Origin of the sequence: Echinicola salinicaeni, assembly GCF_014280965.1 — a bacterium.
Lineage (GTDB): Bacteria > Bacteroidota > Bacteroidia > Cytophagales > Cyclobacteriaceae > Echinicola > Echinicola salinicaeni.
The window spans coordinates 109,905-131,660 of sequence record NZ_JACODZ010000009.1 but is presented as its reverse complement, the minus strand read 5'-3'; the positions used below and the strand labels follow the sequence as shown (position 1 = coordinate 131,660).

At 39.6% G+C, this 21,756-nt stretch carries 15 protein-coding genes; all 15 read right to left on the bottom strand.

Annotation, left to right across the window (positions count from 1 at the left end; all coding sequences use genetic code 11):
• Positions 1 to 4 precede the first annotated feature (4 nt).
• Entirely contained in the window at positions 5 to 1,342 is a 1,338-nt protein-coding gene (locus tag H7U17_RS17750) for a BatD family protein (RefSeq protein ID WP_186758098.1), read from the bottom strand.
• Positions 1,326 to 3,044 carry a vWA domain-containing protein gene (locus tag H7U17_RS17745; protein ID WP_186758097.1) on the bottom strand — a complete coding sequence of 573 codons (1,719 nt, stop codon included), beginning with the start codon at positions 3,042 to 3,044 and terminating at the stop codon, positions 1,326 to 1,328. Before H7U17_RS17745 ends, H7U17_RS17750 begins: the two co-directional genes overlap by 17 nt.
• The gene (locus H7U17_RS17740) at positions 3,037 to 4,041 is read right to left on the bottom strand and encodes a VWA domain-containing protein (protein ID WP_186758096.1); all 1,005 of its coding nucleotides are present in this window, start codon (positions 4,039 to 4,041) and stop codon (positions 3,037 to 3,039) included. Before H7U17_RS17740 ends, H7U17_RS17745 begins: the two co-directional genes overlap by 8 nt.
• Positions 4,025 to 4,531 carry a DUF4381 domain-containing protein gene (locus tag H7U17_RS17735; RefSeq protein ID WP_186758095.1) on the bottom strand — a complete coding sequence of 169 codons (507 nt, stop codon included), beginning with the start codon at positions 4,529 to 4,531 and terminating at the stop codon, positions 4,025 to 4,027. The genes H7U17_RS17740 and H7U17_RS17735 overlap by 17 nt, the downstream gene beginning before the upstream one ends.
• Positions 4,528 to 5,466 (bottom strand): DUF58 domain-containing protein, encoded by a 939-nt coding sequence (locus H7U17_RS17730; RefSeq protein ID WP_186758094.1) that lies wholly within the window; start codon positions 5,464 to 5,466, stop codon positions 4,528 to 4,530. The genes H7U17_RS17735 and H7U17_RS17730 overlap by 4 nt, the downstream gene beginning before the upstream one ends.
• Positions 5,467 to 5,478: 12 nt before the next feature.
• On the bottom strand, positions 5,479 to 6,444 hold the full coding sequence (locus tag H7U17_RS17725) for an AAA family ATPase (RefSeq protein WP_186758093.1): 966 nt from the start codon (positions 6,442 to 6,444) through the stop codon (positions 5,479 to 5,481).
• Between the two features lie 43 nt (positions 6,445 to 6,487).
• Positions 6,488 to 7,519 carry an HAD family hydrolase gene (locus H7U17_RS17720; protein ID WP_186758092.1) on the bottom strand — a complete coding sequence of 344 codons (1,032 nt, stop codon included), beginning with the start codon at positions 7,517 to 7,519 and terminating at the stop codon, positions 6,488 to 6,490.
• An 88-nt stretch (positions 7,520 to 7,607) separates the two neighbouring features.
• A complete protein-coding gene (locus H7U17_RS17715; protein WP_394353728.1) occupies positions 7,608 to 9,038 on the bottom strand; it encodes an arylsulfatase in 1,431 nt (476 codons plus the stop codon).
• Positions 9,022 to 9,090 (bottom strand): hypothetical protein, encoded by a 69-nt coding sequence (locus tag H7U17_RS20820; RefSeq protein ID WP_394353727.1) that lies wholly within the window; start codon positions 9,088 to 9,090, stop codon positions 9,022 to 9,024. The genes H7U17_RS17715 and H7U17_RS20820 overlap by 17 nt, the downstream gene beginning before the upstream one ends.
• Positions 9,091 to 9,222: 132 nt before the next feature.
• On the bottom strand, positions 9,223 to 10,776 hold the full coding sequence (locus H7U17_RS17710) for an arylsulfatase (protein WP_186758090.1): 1,554 nt from the start codon (positions 10,774 to 10,776) through the stop codon (positions 9,223 to 9,225).
• Positions 10,777 to 11,230: 454 nt separating this feature from the next.
• Positions 11,231 to 13,237 (bottom strand): GDSL-type esterase/lipase family protein, encoded by a 2,007-nt coding sequence (locus H7U17_RS17705; RefSeq protein ID WP_230981475.1) that lies wholly within the window; start codon positions 13,235 to 13,237, stop codon positions 11,231 to 11,233.
• A gap of 129 nt (positions 13,238 to 13,366) precedes the next feature.
• Complete coding sequence (locus H7U17_RS17700; protein ID WP_186758088.1) at positions 13,367 to 15,805, bottom strand: DUF4982 domain-containing protein; 2,439 nt, start codon at positions 15,803 to 15,805, stop codon at positions 13,367 to 13,369.
• A gap of 267 nt (positions 15,806 to 16,072) precedes the next feature.
• A complete protein-coding gene (locus H7U17_RS17695) occupies positions 16,073 to 17,266 on the bottom strand; it encodes an AGE family epimerase/isomerase (protein ID WP_394353726.1) in 1,194 nt (397 codons plus the stop codon).
• A gap of 116 nt (positions 17,267 to 17,382) precedes the next feature.
• Positions 17,383 to 18,975, bottom strand: coding sequence for a sialidase family protein (locus H7U17_RS17690; protein WP_186758086.1), 1,593 nt, complete (start codon positions 18,973 to 18,975; stop codon positions 17,383 to 17,385).
• Between the two features lie 24 nt (positions 18,976 to 18,999).
• Positions 19,000 to 21,708 carry a sodium:solute symporter family transporter gene (locus H7U17_RS17685; RefSeq protein ID WP_186758085.1) on the bottom strand — a complete coding sequence of 903 codons (2,709 nt, stop codon included), beginning with the start codon at positions 21,706 to 21,708 and terminating at the stop codon, positions 19,000 to 19,002.
• Between the last annotated feature and the right edge of the window lie 48 nt (positions 21,709 to 21,756).

Genomic DNA, 21,756 nt, shown 5'->3' with positions numbered 1-21,756 from the left:
ATAATTAAGGATTGATCCAAAAATGAGCTTGTCTAAAAGTCTTTTCTTTACCCTTTAAGTACCGTTTTCTGGATAATTGAAAATCCTTTAAATGCTTATTAAAAAAGGATATTTCAATTTTCCCATTCAGCGAATCAAGACTCGCTTTTAAATCAGAAGTACCATAAACACGAATAAAATAGTTCAAGCTTGGCTCTTTCAATTGCAATTCATCAATCCATCTATAAACAGCCTTAAGGCTTTCTTTTGGCTGTTTTTGTCGAGCGGACTTTTTGAACAGGTCCCAATAATACCTCTCTGAATGAAGGTAAGCCTGTCTTTTTGCCTTTCTCCATCTAATAAAACTACCGATGAGCCTTAGCGTAAAGTAGATCAGCACTAAAAATATTACCGCGATGGTCACCAATTGCTTCAAAGATAAGCCTAACCATTCAAATGGCTTATCTCTCTCAGCTTCTAAAACAAATTGGGCTTGCTCCGTGGCTAAGGAATCCCTGATGGATGCCAAAATGCCCATATTTGGATTAGGCTTGACATCAATCTTGACCTCTTTGAGCGTTCTTTTATAAAGCTTATCCTGATAGGGATTGTACCAATGAAAGACCATTTCTGGAATAGTCACTTCTCCTTCTTCTTCAAAAAGATACCGCATAGACTCTGTTCTTGAAGAACTGATGGCTGTCTTGCCCTTTTTATCATTCACCTCCGTTCTGGTAGGATAGCGTCCCAATCCCGGAATGGAATCCCATTGCACTGGAGGAATAAGCCTTGCCATGGTTCCGGAGGCGGTTCTTGCAATCCTTCTCTCCAGAACATCTCCTACTTTTACCTCATTGATATTGCCTATCCATCTATCATTAACCGACAAGCTTGTTGCTACCAACCAATCATTTGTTTCAAAGCTAGGAGGAACAGGCTTGACTTTGATAAGTTTTTCGTCTGAACTCACCTTCATCTTTACCCCTTTGTATTCCCCTTCTGGAGGGGTTTCAATGGAAATATCAAGACCAGGAAAAACTACATCCTCCTGCTTGTAAGGAAACACCTGATAAATCAATTCCACATTGGAATAAGTCTTGCCATTTCTGGAAAACGATCCATTAACCGATCTAAAATAAGTAGTAAAAGCCCCTTTCACCTGAAGGTTCCCCAGATCAATCCCTTTGGTAAACCATGTCGAAGTATAAACTTTAATGCTGACATTAACTGGCTGTCCCACATAAACACTCGAACGGCTTAGATTCACATCAGCCCAGACCTGTTGTGCCTTGGAAGGTATGGTACAAAATAGGCCGAAACATAAACCAAAAGCGATCAATATGTATTTAATAAGCCTTATCATTAGAGCCTGGCTTTAATTTTCCTTTTTTTAACTGGTATTCGAACTTTCTCTTGATAAACAATGAGGGATCATCATCTACTTTTTGTATCAATACTTTTTGATCATTGCGCTCTTGCTTGGTGGCACCAATATCATCCGGGACTTCATCCAACTCTTTTGCTTTCCTAACATCGGTATTGACAGTTTCAGACAATCTTTCCTTTTCCATATCCTCTTTGGTAGCCTCTTGCCCACCACCACTCAAATCTTCCATACTATCATTCTCTTTGGTATTATCCGCTCTGCCACTTTCTGCTTCTTCCGCATCTTCAGGATTGACTTCATCGGTTTCTCCCAGCATCTTACTCATGGCCTCCATATTGGTTCCTGCCTGCTCCATACTAGGGTCCATCTCACTGGCCAAGCCAAAAGCAGCACTGGCAGCAATTAAATCTCCATTTTTATAATAGGCCAAGCCCAAATTAAAAGCTCCTTCTGCTGTAGTATCATTCGCAAAGGCTTGAATGGATTCTATATATTTTCCGGATTTAAAATAGGCTACACCTTTCCTCATGGGGTCTTCATATTTTTCTGCAGCTTTTTCATATTCTCCTTTGCTACTAAGCATTTGTCCCTGATAATCATTCGTGAACCATAGGTCCTCAAAACTATGCACTTCCCCGCAAGAGCTAAAAATCAACAGACCAAATCCATAAAGCACCCAACCTCTTCTGAACCACATTAGAAACAGTACAATCACTGGTATAATCAACAACAGTCCTTTATCCTCCCATTGGTTATCTTTTTCTTCTGGCTTTTCGGTAAAAATCAAATCTGTTTTTACTTTTTTGCTAATCTTCTCCACATCACTATCATCCAAAGTCAATGGAATTACTTCTATATTTTCCAATGAATTGAGCTTTTGAATAAGTTGGTTATCCAATGCAGAAACCACATCCTCCCCATTCTCTTTGATATATCCTCTTCCGGAAGGGTTGGGGACAGCTGCTCCCATGGGAGTATTGAAAGGCAGTATTGCTATTTGATGATCCGATCCACTGACAAACTCTTGGATCTCTTCAAATTCCTTAGTCTCAAAATCATCAGACATAATCATCACTGTACCTGGTGCTGTAGTTATACTCATGATAGTATCAGCCACAGCCAAAGCGGCTCCTAAATTAGATCCTTGAGCAGGCATAACAGAAGGAGATAAACCTTCCAAATGGCTCCTGATGATATCATAATCCCTTGTCAAAGGAACAACGATATGGGCAGTGCCAGCAAATGCCACCAAGGCCACCCTTGCCTGAGGCTTTTGATCCAAAAAATCATTGATTTTGAATTTGGCCCTTTCCAATCGATTCGGTTGCATATCCTCAGCCATCATGCTCTGAGACAGGTCCAAACAAATAACCAAAGGAGTCTCTAATTGCTGCCCTGCCACTTCCACCTTCTTCCAAGCAGGTCCAGCCAAAGCCATTGCTCCTAGGCAAAAACCAATAAAAAGCAAGCTTTGCATGAGCAGCTTTATTTTTTCACTGCCCTTTTGAATCACATAATTTCTCAAGTGAGGCGCGATAATTTTTTTCCACCTTACCTCGGATCTGATGCTGAGGATTCCCCATATTAGAAAAATGGCTGCGGGCACTATTAACCATAACCATTGAGGCCTCAGAAAATGGAACGCCTCCCAATCTATAGGAAATACTTCCTCAAACATAGGCCTCCCTTTTTTGCATCTTTTTCATGGTAATTCCAATATTTCCAATCAGCATACCCAAAAGGATCAGCCCTAGGGCTGCACCAAGTGGATAGATATAAAGCAAAGTAACAGGCTTGTTTTCCTCTTCTTCATACTCAATGGGTTCCAGCTTGTTCAACTCATCATAAATCTCATTTAAACGCTCCGTGTCTATTGCCCTGAAATACTGTCCTCCCGTCATTTCTGCAATTTCTTCAAGCGTTTCTTCGTCCAAGTCACTTTGATTCCCAAAGGGATCTCCAATACCAATGGTATAAATGATCACTGAATCTCTCCTTGCCATATCTGCAGCATCCAAGGGCAATATATCAATGCCTGCATCTATTCCATCTGTGAGCAAAAGCATTACTTTGGTTTCAATTGTATCTTGCTCGAAAAGTGCAGTTCCCTTAGCTATGGCTTTACCGATATTGGTCATTTGCCCCGCCATTCCTACATCTGCCTCTTCCAACATTTGATCCACTGTTTCCAAGTCCGGTGTAAAGGGAGCCTGGATATAGGCATTGGAACCAAAGAACACCAAGCCCATTCGATCACCTTCCCTTTTTTTTATAAATTCATGCATTACCTCTTTTACGGCATCCCAACGCCTTACCTTTTGATCACCAATTGTCCAGTCATTGGTAGCCATGCTAAAGGAGATATCCGCCGCAATCAAAAAACTCCTTGATGTCTTTACTTTCAATTCAGGTTCCCCGACCAATTGGGGTGAAGCAAGAGCTGCCAAGAGTAAACACCATATCAAAGTCAGGTAAAGCCATGAAATGAAACCTTTACGCTTTACCATTGCTGCCTTTCGTGGTTTTTGGCCTGTTTGGTCTAGTACTTTTTGGTAAGTGGGTAAACTGATTGATGCGCTTTTCATCCGTATAGGCGGTAGTAGCCAGTATACCAAAATAGGCAAAGGCAATAGGAACAAAGCCCACATATTCCCGATTTCAAAGTTCTCTGGCATGTGTTTTTACCCATTTTTTTGCATTGACCAATAACTTTCTCTTCCCCTCTTGGGACAATAAAACATTTTTGTATAAAGCTGATAGAAACTCTTCTTCCCTATCCAAGAATTTCACTTGCTTTCCTGTTTTTTCCAAAAAGGCCAACCAATCATGGCCATATAGCCCACCTACTTCTTGACGGCCAAAATTCTTCATGGCCGTATTTTTAAGCACCACAAAAACCTCCATCAAAGGCTCCTCCTCTCTAGATATTCTTTTAATGTTCTCTAAAGCTTCTCTTCTATATTTATTTCTGATATGACTCCTAAGTCTAAAAAACATTGATAACAAGACTCCTATCAGGAATATTCCTCCAACAATAAACCACCCAACTGTTTCAAAACTAAATGCTACTGCTGTAGGCTCATATAACTTCGCATCTTGAAGTAATTGGGCTACAGCAGAGGAATCATTTGTTGTCAAGCTATCTGATTGAAATAAGTACCTCATCTGCCTGCACCTTTAAAGATGTCCTTCAACTGAACCTCCACAGGTATTATCGTATTGATGCTGAACAGGGGCACACGATGTTTTTTCATAGCCAACTTAAATTTTTCAAAATCTGACTTGAACCTATTTTGTAGACTTTCTCTTAAGTCCTTGTTCTCTCCATCTATAAATGCTTGACTTTCCCTGTCTCCTGCTACAAATTTGATATTGGGAATCTGCCATTCCATAGGGTCGGTAACTTTTGCCAATAACACATCATTATGTTGTGATATTTGAGCAATAAACTTTATCAATTTTGGAGAATATCTTAAAAAATCACTGATTACCACGACCAAAAAATCATGAGTTACAATGTTCCTGGTCTTTTTGATAGTTTGGTTTAAAGCCTCTTCGAAAATAACCGGCGAGGATGCGGCCAATTCATGGTTTCTTTTGACAATCATTTCAAAAAATCGAAGGATATTTTTTCTATCCCGCTTGGGAAAAATAATATCAATACCTTCATCTGCAAAAACCAATCCTCCTACCCTATCCCCCTGCTTCAAAATCCTAAAGGCCACCATGGCTGCAAGCTGAGCTGCTACCACTGATTTAGTATATTTCTGTGATCCGAAAAGCATGGATTTTGATTGATCCACTACAATTAATGCTGGCTTTTCTTTTTCTTCTGTAAATACTCTTGTATGTGTTTGATGGGTCCTGGCAGTAACTTTCCAGTCAATATTCCGGATATCATCTCCATTCACATAATTCCTTACTTCTTCAAAATCCAGTCCTCTACCTCTTAATTTAGAAGCATGTTTACCTCCTAAAATACTATTGACTTTTTGTTTCCTCGCCAATAAGCTAAAGTGCTGCGCAAGGTGTTCCATCCCTAATAGGTCCTTTAGGGAAATAAAAATATCCTCTGGAAAAATTTCGTTACCATTGCCCATAGCCAAAACATTTTATGCGACTACTGCGACTTCTTTCAAAACGGTTTCCAACACCTTATCCGCTGTAATGCCGTCTGCATTGGCTTCGTAACTAAGGATAAGGCGATGTCGAAGACAATCATGAACCACTGCCCTTATATCTTCCGGAGAAACAAAGTCCCTACCTTCCATCCAAGCGTGCGTCCTACATGCCCTGTCAATAGCAATACTTCCTCTGGGACTTGCCCCATAGTCTATCCAAGTAGCCAATACTTCATTATACTTTTCAGGATATCTGGTAGCAGAAATAATATCCACAATGTATTTCTCCATATTCTCAGAAATGGTTATTGAAGCTATTTCCATTCTGGCATCAAAAATAATATCAGGGGAAAGCCGTGTATTCTCTTTTTCCTTTTCCTTTTTTTGTTCTGAGCGGTTTAAGCGTAAAATCTCCAATTCAGCGACATCATCCGGATAATCGATCATTACGTGCATTAAAAATCGATCCATCTGCGCTTCGGGAAGCGGATAGGTACCTTCCTGTTCTACTGGATTCTGGGTAGCCATTACCATAAAAAGTGGATCCATGGGATAGGTCTTTCCTGCAACGGACACTTGCCTTTCTTCCATCGCCTCCAGCAAGGCAGACTGTACCTTAGCTGGCGCCCTGTTGATCTCATCTGCTAGGATCAGGTTACTAAAAATAGGGCCTTGCTGAAAAATAAACTTCTCCTGTGATTCTGGTTGATAGATTTCCGTACCTGTTACATCTGAAGGTAGCAAATCCGGCGTAAACTGAATTCTACTCAAGCCACATTCCAACGCTTTTGCCAAAGACTTAATGGCCCGCGTTTTTGCTAATCCAGGCAAGCCTTCCAGCAGCATATTCCCATCAGCCAGTAAAACCAATATTAATCTATGAATCAACTCATCTTGACCAATAATTGATGATGACATCTGATGCTGCAATTGCTTTATGCTTTCTAATGTGCTCATAAATCCAATACCTTATTATACACTTTATATCAAATTCAATAGACTATTTCAATTCGTAGGGATAGATAACTTTCCAGTCTTTTGCCATATCCACTATCATCCAGTTGTATTTCCTCGCATCATCTAAGCCTTTATTTAGTTGACCAATATGAGAATCTCGATCATAAGCATACTCTCTTACAGAGTCAGTATGGTGAATATACAAGCCAAATCTTTCACCAGAGCCTGTGGAAGTGAATTGTAGCATTTGATAATCTCCATCACTATTACCTGCTGCGAAAACTGGCCTTTTACCTATATTCCTCCAAATACCCACAGGCTTACCGGCTTTATCATCGTTAAAAAATAACTCTGGCAACTTGTTCAGGACTGGTTCATCCCCATTCATTTCATAAGATAAACCTCCTATGGAACCAACAACTTGGTAGGGCAGAATGCCATAAGTATCCTCAGCCCAAGCCCGCATAAAATCTATTCCTCCACCCGAAACGATAAAAGTTTTAAACCCACTGAATTGTAAATAATCCAACAATTCTAACATAGGCTGAAAAATCATCTCATTATAATGTTTGCCCGTCAAAGGATGCGTAGCAGTTTCCATCCAGGTTTTGACTCTTTGATCAAACTCAACGGTGGTCATCCCGGTATGAGTAGCCTTGAGCAATTCCATTAAAGCCTTCTCTCCTCCAGCCAAAAAACCTTTCATATCTCCTTCTAATAGTGGTTTGAAAGGACCTTCTTTGGTCCATTCAGGATGATCCGGGGCCATCCTTTTGATTTCATCTATGGCAAAGGCCACTTGGAAATAAATGGGTTGTTCTGTCCATAATGTGCCATCATTATCAAAAACAGCTATCCTGTCCCTTTCAGGAATAAAGGAGGCAGATGAAGAGTTGGTAACTGCCTCTACCCATGAAACAATTTTTGATTTTGCGGGATCATTCCAAGAATTCAACTCAGGAGTTTCCGCCACTAAAACAGTTTCCGAAGCTTCATCATCCACATTTTTTGGGGATTGGCATGCTCCAAGCACCAGCATGAAACTGAACAAGTATAAATTATGATATCTTTTCATATTAGCATTGCTTTATGTTTAAATGCCATTTCCTAAAATAAAATCGGACAGGATAGTCCTGTCCGATTCTTATATTCCTAATCAGCCCTTATTGGGCACTAGGATGAGATGTCATGCTTTGTACCACTGCATCTATGGAAAGCGACCCGCCCTTAACTGGAGGAAAATCTTTGAATGAAGCCAAAAATTCAGCGGCATATTCCTGTGCAGGAACAAACAACCACATATTATCAGCATACCATCTGGTATATAAAGCTGATTTCCAAGAAACCTCATATGGATCAGCTCTAAGGTTAATCACAATTGGCCAGCTTGGTTGTTTACGATAAGCCTCATTGATGGAACCTTCCATTATGGTAAAATGCAATTTCCAATTATTATACCGTATGGCATTAAGATTTCCTCCAGCATCAAAATAGAAAATTTCATGTCTAGGGGACTCCTCTACTTCTCCTTTGAAATAAGGCATCAAGTTATAACCATCTAAATGAGCTTTAAAAGTTTTACCATTAGCCTCATATCCTGTCAATAATTTCTCTTTCACATTTGGTTCACCTGCAGCTGCGACCAATGTAGGCATCATATCTTCATGGGAGAAAATATCATTATAGATAGTTCCCGGTTCGATCACTCCTGGCCATCGAATGGCACAAGGAGCCCTAAAACCACCTTCCCATGTACTGCCTTTTTCACCAGCGAATGGGGTAGTACCTCCATCAGGCCATGTGAATTTCTCAGCACCATTGTCTGTAGAATACATGATGATGGTATTGTCTATGATCCCTAGTTCTTCCAGTTTGGCCAAAACCCTACCTATAGCTTTGTCATGCTCTACCATTCCATCAGGGTAAAGACCTATTCCTGTAACCCCAACACTTTCCTCCTTTAAATGTGTCCAAACGTGCATCCTAGTAGCACTTAACCACACAAAGAAAGGCTTACCCGCTTCGTGAGTTCTTTCAATGAAATCAATGGCAGCATCTGTAAATTCCTGATCGGCAGTTTCCATCCGCTTTCTGGTTAAGGGGCCTGTATCTTCCATTCTACCATCGGCATATGAATGAATCACACCCCTAGGACCATATTTTTCATGGAATTCAGGATCCTTTGGATAATAATAGGTTTCCGGCTCTTCTTCTGCATTTAAATGATACAAGTTTCCGAAAAACTCATCAAATCCGTGATTGGTTGGTAAATGTTCATCTCTATCTCCCAGATGATTTTTTCCAAATTGACCGGACATATAACCATGAGGCTTCAATAGCTCGGCTATAGTCGGCTGATTGTCTTGGATACCCTGTTTGGCCCCAGGCATACCAATGGTCAACAAACCCGTTCTAAAAGGATGTTGCCCCAAAATAAAGGCGGCTCTACCCGCTGTACAAGACTGCTGTGCATACCAATCAGTAAACATCGCTCCTTCTTTGGCTATTCGGTCAATATTAGGGGTTTCATAGCCCATCATCCCATGGTTATAGGCACTGACATTCGCCCAGCCGATATCATCCCCCCATATCACCAAGATATTGGGCTTGTCTTGGGCACTTAATACGCCCACAACTAAGGCAAATAAAATTATTAGTGTTGTTTTTCTCATTGCATTAGTGTTTATGAATTTTCTTAAATAAATAATTGCATATAAGCCTCTCTTCTATCTATTTGAAAAATCAAATACCACTATGCAAAATCACATTATATTACCCTTAATTACCTTTCTGACCGGCAGTCAATGACTCCATTACTTCATCAAGATTAAATGAAGCAGGTCTTTGCCTAGGTGGATATTCCTGAAATGAAGAAATCATTTTACCGGCAATTGCCTGTCCAGCTCCCCCAGCAAATTGAATGATGCCCTCCATCCATTCATAATAACTGTTTGCATTATGTTGAGCACGCTCGAAAGGATCCATTCTTAAGTCAAATACCAAAGGAATTCTTAGTTGTACAAATGGATACATCCATACTCCAAACTTGGAAGACTGCTGCTCCATAAATACCAATTTCCACCGATCATAGCGCATTGCCACCAGTTGCCCATCATCATTCCAATAGAAAAATTCCCTCCGTGGCCAATTGGTAGCGCCATATTGGTCTTTGCTTATTTCTTTTTCACCGGTCAAGAAAGGTAAAAGATTATAGCCATCTAGGTGCACCTTATAGTTCATATCACCTACTTGATAACCAGACATTAACTTTTCCTTGATATTATCATCACCTACTGCTGCCATTAGCGTCGGTAGCCAATCATTACCCGAAACAATCTCGTTGAATACTTTTCCTGCTGGAATTTTCCCCGGCCATTTGATAATACAAGGCACCCTATACCCTCCTTCCCAGTTGGTATTCTTTTCTCCCCTAAAAGGAGTAATTCCTCCATCAGGCCACATGTTAAAGTGGGGGCCATTATCGGTAGTGTAAATCACAATTGTATTATCGTCTACACCAAGTTCTTCCAATTTGTTCAACAACTTACCGATCTGATCATCATGCTGAACCATTCCATCAGCATATTCACTAAGTCCAGTTTTGCCCTCGTATTCTTCTGGTACGTGGGTTACATAGTGCATCCTTGTCGTATTAAACCAGACAAAAAATGGTTTATCATCATTGACCTGTCTATCGATAAAATCAGTGGTTGCATCCAATACTTCCTGGTCAATAGTTTCCATTCTCTTCTTGGTCAAGGGACCAGTATCTTCAACACTACCATCTGCAGAACTTCTTATAACCCCTCTCGGACCGAATTTCTTCCTAAATTCTGGGTTCTTTGGATAATAAGAGTTTTCAGGAGTTTCCTCTGCATTCAAATGGTATAGATTACCAAAAAACTCATCAAAGCCGTGGTTAGTAGGCAAAAATTCATCCAAATCTCCCAAGTGGTTTTTTCCAAACTGTCCTGTAGCATACCCCATTGGCTTTAGTAATTCAGCCAGTGTAGGATCTTCAGGCTGAATACCTAAAGTAGCACCTGGAATTCCCACCTTGGTCATTCCAGTCCTAACAGGCATCTGCCCCGTGATAAAGGCAGCTCTACCTGCTGTACAGGATTGTTCCGCATAATAATCGGTAAAAGTAGCTCCCTCTGCAGCTAGCTTGTCTAAATTGGGCGTTTTATAGCCCATCATTCCTTTATTATTATAACTCAAATTCCAATACCCAATATCATCCCCCATAATAACTAAGATGTTGGGCTTTTCCTGGCCATAAACTGTACCAAGAAGCAGTGTCAATAAAACTACAAGTGAAGTCTTTTTCATGTTGGTGTATTATTTATTAAACAAGTAATTTTCTTTATAGATTTTAACGGAAAATTCTGATCATATTAAAAATCGAATGGAACCCACTAACCAGTAAAAACAAATAGCTTTTACTCTATAAAAACTTAAAATCAATTAATATTAAAAATACTGCGCAAATACTACCTAAAGAGAGAATACACTATAATCGCTGCCAACATTCCGTAAATATTGGCAAAATTTGAATTCAAAAAACCATACTAACCCTACTGAAATAAAGAAAAAACCAACAAAAACTACTAATAATTAAATTATAACAGTTTTAAACTGTTCCAAGCTGCGGTAAGGAAAAATTGATGGCAAAAAGTAATTAGATGTTAATGATAAAATGATTCATTAAATAATACTCAATATTATGTAGACATTGGCTTTAGGTTATCCCACTTCCTGTAAATTTACAATAAACCTATTGTACTCAATCAAACAATTTATATACTGTTGTTCCTAATGGTAAGTCAGCCTTATTGACCAAATTAGCAGAACTAAATGGTTGAAAACCATAAACCACTTTAGAAACATCAAAGCCACTTGGTATTTGTAAAAGTACCTTTCCCCCCTGTATCAGTCCCTTAGTAGCTATTCTATTTCCCCGAGCATTCAATAATTCAAAACCTAAAACAGGCCCACCATCAATAGTCTTTAAACCTGCTCCATTGCTAAAGCTTATAGCCAAATTATTTCCTTCTGGTATTACCTCAAGTATTTGTGGCCCTTCAGCTAAAACATCTTTTTGATAAGTCTTTGATAAGGCCAGTAATGCCAATCGTTTTCCTACCTCCTTTTTGGCTCTTGGATGCACATCCAATGAATCACCTATATCCAAACTCACGGCCATACCTATATTTAATATGCTTTTACTTAATCCATTTTGCATATTCCTAAAATAGGGCCATGAAGGACGAGACATCCCTGGAAGCTGGACAAAATAAATGGGAAGCAGTGGATTATTCCATTTCTCCCGATAATCTTTAACCATATTTTGGAAAAGCCGAGAGTAAAGGCCAGGATTATGGGTATTACTTTCTCCCTGATACCAAAGAATTCCCTTTACTTCGTAAGGAATAATATCGTGTATGGCCGCTTCATAAATATAAGCAGGTTCATAAGGATGTCTTTGGGTGGAATTCCACTTGTTGGATAGATTAACCTTCGCTCTTTTCCTCACCCATGGCATGATGAAATCCGAGGTTACCCAAGTATCCATCATATCCACAAGAAGCTCATCCCCTTCCAAAACAGTTCTATCGATAAAACTTTCAATTGACGTCCCTCCTAATGCTATTTGAATTAGGCCAATGGGTACATCAACTTCTTTTTGAATTGTTCTTCCAAAATGATAGGCAACAGCCGAAAATTCTGATTTATCAATATGCCAACTTCCTTCAAAGTAAGACAATTCATTTACCCGCTGAAGTACAAGACTGTCCCAAGCCATATTACTGGTTTCCTCAATAGGACTAAACTTAAAAAGGTGCAGATCCTTATTTTCTCCTCGACTTTCCTCTGGCCAAGATAGAGATGATTTTAAGGGAAAAGCCATATTTGACTGTCCCATGCTTAACCAAACATCACCTACCATCACTTCAGAAAAATTTAAAACCTGATGGTCGTGCCTCACTTCTAAATCATAAGGTCCACCGGCTGAAATATTCCTCAGATAAGCTTTCCAATCACCATTCTTATTCACTTTAATTTGTACTGATTTATCAGAAAGCCTGACCTCAACTAGTTTACCTGGATCTCCCTTACCAAAAATAGGGATGCTGTCTCCACGCTGTAAGACCATACCAGTACCAAAAACTGGCGGCATACTTAGTCCCCCAAAGTCTTTCTTTAGATAAGCATAGACCAATTTTGCCATCAACTCTGCTCCAGCGCTGTTCGGATGTATATTATCTGGAAATAAATCCGGTCTTGAAATAAAAGGCTCATAAAAGTCTATTAGTTCAACCTTATTGGTTTTCGCTAGCCCTTTAATTTTTTGTCGTATTTCTTGGTGCCATTCTCGCGTACCTGATTTAAATCTTGGATGTCCACTAAATATAGGACTCAAATTGGCTATATGAATTTCAATCTCAGGATTTATACTTCTCAAAGTATCGATCAATCGCGAATAATCCCCTTCGAAATCTAATTGATAATTGGGCCAGTTTCTTGGATCTGTATCATTCAACCCCAAATGAATCACGGCTATATCAGGTTGAAATGATAAGGCCTCAGCGTATTGATCAGTTAAATGATAGGGATTATGTCCATTTCTTAGTAATGTGGCACCGCTATGTCCAAAATTCTTTACAGTATAAGCTTCCCCTAGCAACTTTTCTAATCGGGCAGGATAAGAATTTAGCTCTCTATCTTTAATACCTGCTCCATAGGTTACCGAATTGCCAATACATGCTACCTTGATAGGCTGTTGGGCCATTAAACAATGACAGTTCCAACAACTTATAAACAATGTTATTACTAAGAAAAAAATTCTTTGCATTATCACCTGATATTTATTTAAAACAGTTTCAACAAAGGCTAAAACAACGCATTTTTCATTGACAATTTATTCATCTAAATCATATTTCGACGAAATCATGAGTCTTTCTTTTTGCAGGCCTTTTCCACTCACCGTTAATTCTATTTCCCCTTCCTCTTTATTGGACTGTACCAATACTACCAACTTCCCGCTAAAAGCTTTCATTGTAGGTTGATGAAACAATTCCAAAGAGGTTGGGTCACCATTGCATACCGCCTTGAATTTCCCATTACCTTTTACTTTGATGTCCAATTGATGACTGGCTTTTGGACAAGGATTTCCATTTTCATCAACTATTGTTGCGGTAACAAAGCTTATATCTTTTCCATCCGCATAAATGGATGCTCTATCCGCTTCCAATTGGATATGATGGGGCTTACCAGCAGTGACCTGAGTTTCCTCTGCAACTGGATTTCCCTGGTCATCGTAGGCAATAACCTTTAATGTACCGGGCTCATATTTTACATCCATCCACATCAATCTGTAACGGTGCAATTTGGATTTGTCGCTTTTATACTGAATACCTTGGCTTTTACCATTGACAAATAATTCAGCGCTGTTATAGCTAGTATATACAAAAACGGGGGTGACTTCACCTTCACGGCCCGCCCAATTCCAATGGGGAAGAACATGTAATGTCTCATCCTCTGTGTTCCAACGACTCCTGTACAAGTAATAGCGATCTTTTGGCAAACCTGCCAAATCACAGATTCCAAAATAAGAACTACGCGAAGGCCAATAGTTATCATAGGGTGTAGGCTCACCCAAATAGTCAAAGCCGGTCCAAACAAACTCCCCTAAAACCCAATATTTATCATCCTGTAGTACAAAATCATCCTCTGGGATATTGGACCAGTTACAATATTCCAAATCATAGGATGAGCTATGGCCATCATCATATACTTTACTATGGCCCTTTTCAACTGGAAATTTATAAATCCCTCTAGAACTTACGGTGGAAGCTGTCTCGGAACCAAGGATAAATCCCTGTGGAAATCGCTCATAGGCTTCTTCATATAAATGCGTACGATAATTAAGCCCCGGAACATCCAGGATAGCTCCAAAACCACTTTCCATTACAGATTTCACCTGATCCATCCCTACTGTTACTGGTCTTGTAGGATCTTCTCTATGGAAGATGTCTTGCAGCCACCTCAGTCTTTTCACTCCTTCGCTACCCCATTGATCAGGAACCTCATTTCCGGCACTCCACATGATTATACTAGGATGATTCCGCGTTGCCTGAACTAAATTCACCACATCCTTTTCGGCCCATTCGTCAAAAAACTGATTATAACCATTCTTTACCTTTGGCTTTTTCCATTCATCAAAACTTTCTGCCAAAAACAATAATCCCATTTCATCACAAAGCTCTAGTTGTTCCATAGAAGGCATATTATGCGCAGATCGAACGGCATTACAGCCCATATCTTTCAGAATGGTCAATTGTCTTTTTAATGCGGCTTTATTGACCGCTGTTCCTAATGGTCCTAGGTCATGGTGTAAACAAACTCCTTTGAATTTTACTTGTACACCATTTAATTCAAAGCCCCTTTCAGCACTGTAATTTATTTCCCTGATTCCAAACCTAATGGTTTCCCTATCTTTGAGCAAATCTCCTTGGTAAAGCTCCACTTCAGCAGTATAAAGAAATGGGCTATCAATATCCCATAATTGTGGATGTTCTACTGCAATATTCTGTTCTATCTCATCCCCAAAACGTTCAGATGAAGTTTTATTGGCAACTACCTTACCAGCTGGATCTTTAATTTTTGTTCTTATAACAATTCCATCTCCTTTAACTTTTGACTTGATGTTTACTTTGGCAAGGTCCTCGCTGACATAAGGCGTGGTCACAAAATGTCCCCAGTGCTGAAAGCTTATCCTGTCTTTTAATATCAGCTGAACTTTTCGGTACAAACCTGCACCCGGATACCAACGGGAAGAAAACTCCTGATTTTTGAGCCTAACTGCTACAATGTTTTCCTTACCTGGTCTTATATAATCTGTTATATCAAAATAGAAATAGCTATAACCATAAGGTCTATTTCCTATCTGCTCTCCATTCACAAAAACTTCTGCATTGCTCATGGCCCCATCAAAAGTCAACAACACTTGCTTCTCAACTTTATAGTCCGAAAAGTCTAAACTCGTCCTATACCAGCCTACACCAGTAAAGGGCAATGCACCTGTCCTTCCGGTTTTTTCAGTGGCTTCCTTTTCATTATTCTGTTCTATTCTTACCGTCTGCTTATCAACTTCCTTATCAAATGGACCATAAATTGCCCAATCATGCGGAACAGTGACTGTTTCCCAATTAGAATCATCAAAGTCAGTTTTATAAGCATTTATATTTTCACCTTTAAAAAATTTCCAGGAATCAAGATCCTTAGTTTCCCTTGCCTGGCCAAATATATATTGGGAGCAAAACAATAGCGATATCAGTGGGATTAAACGATATTTCATAGAATTAATTTTCCAGGTTATAAGTTTAGTCAATGTATTTATATTTATGCGAGGGCTAAAATCAATTTAATCAAGGAATATGTTAACCGACCGCATTTAAAATATTTTATATTCTGACCTTAAATATAAAAACATACAATACATTAAATGGTCTGTTCCGTACTGGAACTAATAGCACTAGATATTATTTCTTTATATTCCCCTACCTTGTTAATCACCTGCTAAAAGAACAATCCACCCACCCAATACCTCAACTGCTTATATCTTTTAGCAAGTCTTTAATGCCGCTTTTTCTGTTTGCTCACTTTCCAAAGTCTTCCATACTTGCAATAAAGCTCTGGGTACATGAAAACAACCTTTCCATTTGCCTCCTTTAAGGTCTAACAATACTTCACCACTTCTATTCAAATATCCAAACCACTCCCCGTTTTTCTTGTCATAAAACAAGTTCCAGGCATATTCATGAACATCTTTGAACCATTTGGCACAACGCTCATCACCCGTCATTTTATAAGCTTTGGCCAAAGCGACTAATGTTTCCAAGTGCACCCACCAAAGCTTTTGATCCCATTCAAGTTGTTGGGGAGGCTTACCTTTAACATCCATAAAATAAAAGATTCCCCCAAATTCACGATCCCATCCATATTCCAATTGTTTAAGCATTACTTCAACTGCTTTAAGTCCCAGTTGCTGATCTCCCCTTCTATTGGCTATGTCCATCATAAACCACATGGCTTCAATGGCATGACCAGGATTCATCAATCTTCCTTCAAAACTATTAGAAAAGCCATTCTCTAAAGTCCTGTTTTCATATACCAATAAGGTATCCTTGTCAAGAAAATTTTCCATCACTTCATGGATGCAATTGTTTAGTGTTTCTTCCACTTGACTTTTGGTCAATAACGGCTCTAGCTCCAAACACAAATTGCTCAAGATCATTGGCAAGGCAAAGTTTTTTAATGGTCTTGTACCTGGAAAAGCTTTATTATAAATACCTTTAGGATTTTCTTTTCGAGAAAGAATCTGATTAAAAATATCCACTGCCCTTTGGGTACTTTTCGAATTCCCAGAAACCAAACCATACTTCCCAAAAGCCATGGCGGCAAAACAGTCTGAAAAGATATTGTATGGTTGCACTAAAGGTTTACCTTCCTTGGTCAAAGAAAAATAAAAACGGCCATTATGATCACTACCATATCTATCGAGAAAATCAATCCCCAAACGGGAAAGCTCCAACCAATCTTCCCTTGGTTCAACTTGCTGATAAAGGGAAGCAAACATCCAAGCTTGTCTCCCTTGTAGCCAAACAAATTTGTCCGTGTCATATACATTTCCCTTTCTATCCAAACAGGTAAAATAACCTCCATTTTTTCTGTCTGGTGAATTTTGTTCCCAAAATGGAATGATATTTTCTAAGAGTGCTGCTTTATATAATTGGCTGTAATGTGCTAATCCATCCATTTCCATAGTTTTTCATTATTTACATAAAGACATAGGCATTCCAGCCTTGGATCATTTCAGGTTTATTTACCGGAAATAATCCAAGGAAAATGCTTGCTATGCTGATTAAATATTAATTATTCAGAGTTCGCAGGATTATTTGCTCCTAATATCTCTTCAACTGGAATCATCTGAAAGGTCATGTGGGCCTGGCTACTTTCATAAAGAATACCCAAATGGTCTTCATCAATCACCGTAAGGCAAGAGTATCCCCACCCCTTTCCAGCATCAAGCAATAAACCTTTGGACCATGAACTTCCTTGATCCTGACTGGCCTTGATGGTCATATTATACCGCCCGTCGGTTACCGCAGGATTGGAAAAGAACAATTTGGAAGCATCTTCCGCTAACCGATTCTCTGGATAAGTGATCAAACTGGCCATACAAACGGGCTCAGGCAAGGCCGACCTACTGGATCCATGCTCTTCCCAAGTTTTACCCATATCCTTGGTGATGGCTACAGAACGGGCACCTCCACGATTATCTCGCATATTGAGCATCAGGCTACCATCATTCAATTCCACCACTTGGGCTTCAGTAGTATTGGATTTCGCTCCTGTTCCAATATGCCAGGTTTCTCCCTTGTTTTCACTGTAAATTATAGTACTATGTGGCATATCATTTTCATCTTTAAACTGCCCGGCAAATACTAAGGTACCGTTTCGCATCGTAATCCCTTTTCCAGGACCATTAAACATAAGTTTCCATTCCTTTTTCTTAATCTGTGAGGTAATATTGATAGGCTGGGACCAAGTCTGCCCATCATCTTCACTTTTCACCAATATAAGCTGGCCAGTTTCCTCTGGACTAAGACCTTTGCCTGAACTGAACCAAGCTCTTTTCTCAGGCTTACCATGCATCCACAGAGCTACCACATAAATAGTATTATCACTTGGATCAACTAATACTGCAGGATCACCAATACCGTTCTCTATTTGAGGTTTATTTCCCCATTCGCCCATATCCATGATCACCTTCATGGCTTCCCAACTTTTTCCGCCATCTGTACTGCGGCTCATTCCTACATCTATATCCTCCTGAAGATCTACGGAACTATTATGTCTCACATCATACACCGCAATCAAAGAACCTTTAGCCGTAGTGGCCAGCCCCGGTATACGATAGGCAGCTACGCCGTCATCACCAGCTGTCCTCAGACTAGTAGCCAATCTAAAAGGTCGCATATCCCCTATTACTTGAACATTGGCTGTGGCCTTTTTAAATCTCACCTTATCAATATCCAACTGAACATTTTCCAGTAAGGACGCATTTTGTTTTGGCTGGATATTGATCAAAAGCTGATGACCTCCCGCCGCAAAGGACTTATCTAATTTTACTTTGGCTTTTTTTCCCACTTCCACTAGTGCAGCCATGGGTGTACGCTGTTCTGTTTTTCCTTCACCAATTACTTCATAAACCAGCAAAGATTCTAGCGCATCAGCACCAATAATATTGAATTCCAATTCTTCCAGCACATGCTCTTTATCCAATTCAAATTTTAAGGAAATCACATCATTGTTTTTTCCTTTGAGCACAGGAATATACTGCTGTTCCACCTGTACACCAATCTCTGTTTCCGGTGCTTGATATTGACTGGCACAGCCAACCAAAATTGTCAATATTAAAAAACTCCCCAACAGAGCAATCCTAATTTCATTAAGTTTTATCATTATTTTGAATAGTTAATATCATCTCTAAACCTTTTCCAATTCCTCTTTTTTTTCCAATTTTTCTTTGTGTAAAGAATGAACGGTCAAACCTGCCAAATCCTTTTTATTTTTAAAGAAATAACTGCATAAATAACTCAATAACATGGCACTCGTAAGACCTGTCAAGGCGTATAGGTGAATACTCAAATCAGTTGAATATTTGACCAGAACCTGTACCAATGCACTTAATAGTAGCCCTAATAGCGCCCCATTCCCATTTACTTTTTTGGATAACATTCCAATTAAGAATATGCCTCCCAATCCTCCTGCAAAAAGACCAATGATCATATTGAACTGGTCCCAAAGAGAAGGCAAGCCCAAATTGGCCATCAACAAAGCAAAGCCTGTCCCAAACACACCTACAATAACGGTTACCCACCTTGCAAATCTCAAAGTGTTTTTTCCTTGGATATCATTTGGATATAATTTCTTATAAAAATCAGTCGTGACTACAGTAGCTACTGAATTCATACTACTGTCCAAACTGGACATCGCTGCAGCAAATACTGCAGCAATGAGCAAACCTGAAATTCCTTGTGGTAACTGACTAACAATATAAAAAGGAAATATGCTATCCGTATTTTGGACTGCTGGGCTCAGCGCTTCAGGATGAAATTTATAAAACAAATACAATGCTGTACCTATACTAAAGAAAATCAAGGCAGATGGCAATGCCATTAATCCTCCAGTAGCAATACCATTGGCCGCAGTTTTTTCATCCTTTGTGGTCAAATACCTTTGGATGACAGTTTGATCGCTTCCATACTGGACTATATTGGCTGCAATTCCTCCAATTAGCACCACCCAAAAGCTTGTCCCAGTAAAATCAAAGTTCATATCAAAAATCCTGGTTTTGTTGCTATCCTGCACCATCGTCCATAATTCTGCCGGATTTGCATTTATCTCATAAAATATAAAGCCCAAACAAACAATTGCCCCTCCCAGAAGTACAACCACCTGAATCACATCTGTCCATATCACCGCCTCTATTCCTCCTAATACGGTATATAAAACGCTCAATAATCCCATAATAAGGATACACAAAGTCACGTCAATTCCCGTAACCACGGAAAGTGCCAAGGAGGGCAATAAAAGCACAATCCCTAATCTCCCCAATTGCAAGCCAATATATAATAGACTTCCAGCCAACCTTACTGTCCGATTATAACGTAATTCCAAGTATTCGTAAGCAGTCGTGATATTCAATCTCCTAAAAAAAGGTAAAAAGATATAAATGATCACTGGCGCCACCATTATAATGGTCATCAACAAAAAGAACAAAGTCCAATCAGTAGTAAATGTTTTGGCAGGTATTGCCATAAAAGTAATCGCACTTAACTGTGTACCAAAAATACTGATACCTGCTGCCCACCAGGGTACCCTGCCTCCAGCTTTAAAGAAATCATCCGTAGAATGCTGTTTACCTGAAATCAAAACGCCCATCAGGACCAAAGCTCCTAAATAAATCCCCAAAACCGTATAGTTGATCCAGCCAAATGCTGCCTCCTTTTCAAAATTAACTGTATGAATTTCTGGAGTTCTTATTCCCGGAGCCGTCTCCCCAGATGGTAAAATCACCTGATCACCCCATCTCACAGCGGTGGTGGTTACTGGCGTACTAAAAGGTAAATTGCCTATACTTTGCCAGCTGTCTGTAACTGTATGGTACATCAATATCTGAGTATCAAAACCTGAATGATTCTCCAGGATTTTATCTCTATCCTGAATTATTTGCTTCTCAATTAGACTGTCAGAAGATGAAGAAAGCTCCGAAGCATAATATTCAAGCTGATTAAAGGTATCTCCTCTTACACCGCCATAAAAAACAATATGCCCAGCACCCTGTGCGGCGGCTGTTCCTGCAGAAAGTGTCAAGGTATCGCCATTTCCATCCTGTAAGGGGCTAATTTCCTTCCATTTTCCTTTTTGGGGATCATAAGAAAATGCACTTTCGTAAAGATCACTGATCCCTTTCTTCATTCTTTGCCTTCCCCCAAAAAGGTAAAAACAATCATATTCTCCATTGCTTTGGACAACTCCCATAGCATGTGAGCGGGCCTCTCCTGGCCAGCTATCTAAGTTTTCCCATTTAAGTTTTTCTTCTTCAAGATTTAAGCTTAAAAATGCCTTGGAAACTACAGCACCTTCACCACCTGCTAAAAACACTTGTGTCCCGATTAAACCTCCAGCAGCATTGCTCAAGGCTATGGGCAAATCAGGTAAGAACTGGAGTTCGACCTGTCTACTTTGGCTATTCCATTTCAATAGATACGCTTTTTTAAAAAAGCTATCTTGGTTTTGTCCCCCTATACATAATAGTCCCTGGGGCGTACTAATACTCGTGCCATATGCCACAGGTGTGGGCAATTGTAAGTCAATACCTTCCACCCATAGATAATCACCATTCGATTTTTCAAGTACATGCACCCTTTGGGAATAGTGCTTCTTACCTCCTGTCCAAGGTACACCATCTGGGAAATTGGCCCCACCTGCAAGAATCAAAACATCTTCATGGACTCCCGCAAACATTCCTGCATAGCCTAAAGAAACCCCTTCATCATTGTCAGGTGGTAAATCTGGCAATGTCCCAAAGGCAAAACTCCCCAGATTCTCACTGGAAAAGCTTTGCCCAAGAACATTTATCCCGCTTAACAAAAAAACTATAATAAAACTTATATATATACTTAATTTCATGAACAATTGATTGATTGGGGAACCTTATGTTTTGAATTTAATCCAAGC

Excerpts from the sequence above, each read along its gene's own strand:
- H7U17_RS17720 (WP_186758092.1), bottom strand. The coding sequence starts at position 7,519 with ATGAAAAGATATCATAATTTATACTTGTTCAGTTTCATGCTGGTGCTT.
- H7U17_RS17690 (WP_186758086.1), bottom strand. The coding sequence starts at position 18,975 with ATGATAAAACTTAATGAAATTAGGATTGCTCTGTTGGGGAGTTTTTTA.
- H7U17_RS17730 (WP_186758094.1), bottom strand. The coding sequence starts at position 5,466 with ATGGGCAATGGTAACGAAATTTTTCCAGAGGATATTTTTATTTCCCTA.
- H7U17_RS17735 (WP_186758095.1), bottom strand. The coding sequence starts at position 4,531 with ATGAGGTACTTATTTCAATCAGATAGCTTGACAACAAATGATTCCTCT.
- H7U17_RS17685 (WP_186758085.1), bottom strand. The coding sequence starts at position 21,708 with ATGAAATTAAGTATATATATAAGTTTTATTATAGTTTTTTTGTTAAGC.
- H7U17_RS17700 (WP_186758088.1), bottom strand. The coding sequence starts at position 15,805 with ATGAAATATCGTTTAATCCCACTGATATCGCTATTGTTTTGCTCCCAA.
- H7U17_RS17750 (WP_186758098.1), bottom strand. The coding sequence starts at position 1,342 with ATGATAAGGCTTATTAAATACATATTGATCGCTTTTGGTTTATGTTTC.
- H7U17_RS17725 (WP_186758093.1), bottom strand. The coding sequence starts at position 6,444 with ATGAGCACATTAGAAAGCATAAAGCAATTGCAGCATCAGATGTCATCA.
- H7U17_RS17705 (WP_230981475.1), bottom strand. The coding sequence starts at position 13,237 with ATGGCCCAACAGCCTATCAAGGTAGCATGTATTGGCAATTCGGTAACC.
- H7U17_RS17710 (WP_186758090.1), bottom strand. The coding sequence starts at position 10,776 with ATGAAAAAGACTTCACTTGTAGTTTTATTGACACTGCTTCTTGGTACA.
- H7U17_RS17740 (WP_186758096.1), bottom strand. The coding sequence starts at position 4,041 with ATGCCAGAGAACTTTGAAATCGGGAATATGTGGGCTTTGTTCCTATTG.
- H7U17_RS17745 (WP_186758097.1), bottom strand. The coding sequence starts at position 3,044 with ATGTTTGAGGAAGTATTTCCTATAGATTGGGAGGCGTTCCATTTTCTG.
- H7U17_RS17695 (WP_394353726.1), bottom strand. The coding sequence starts at position 17,266 with ATGGATGGATTAGCACATTACAGCCAATTATATAAAGCAGCACTCTTA.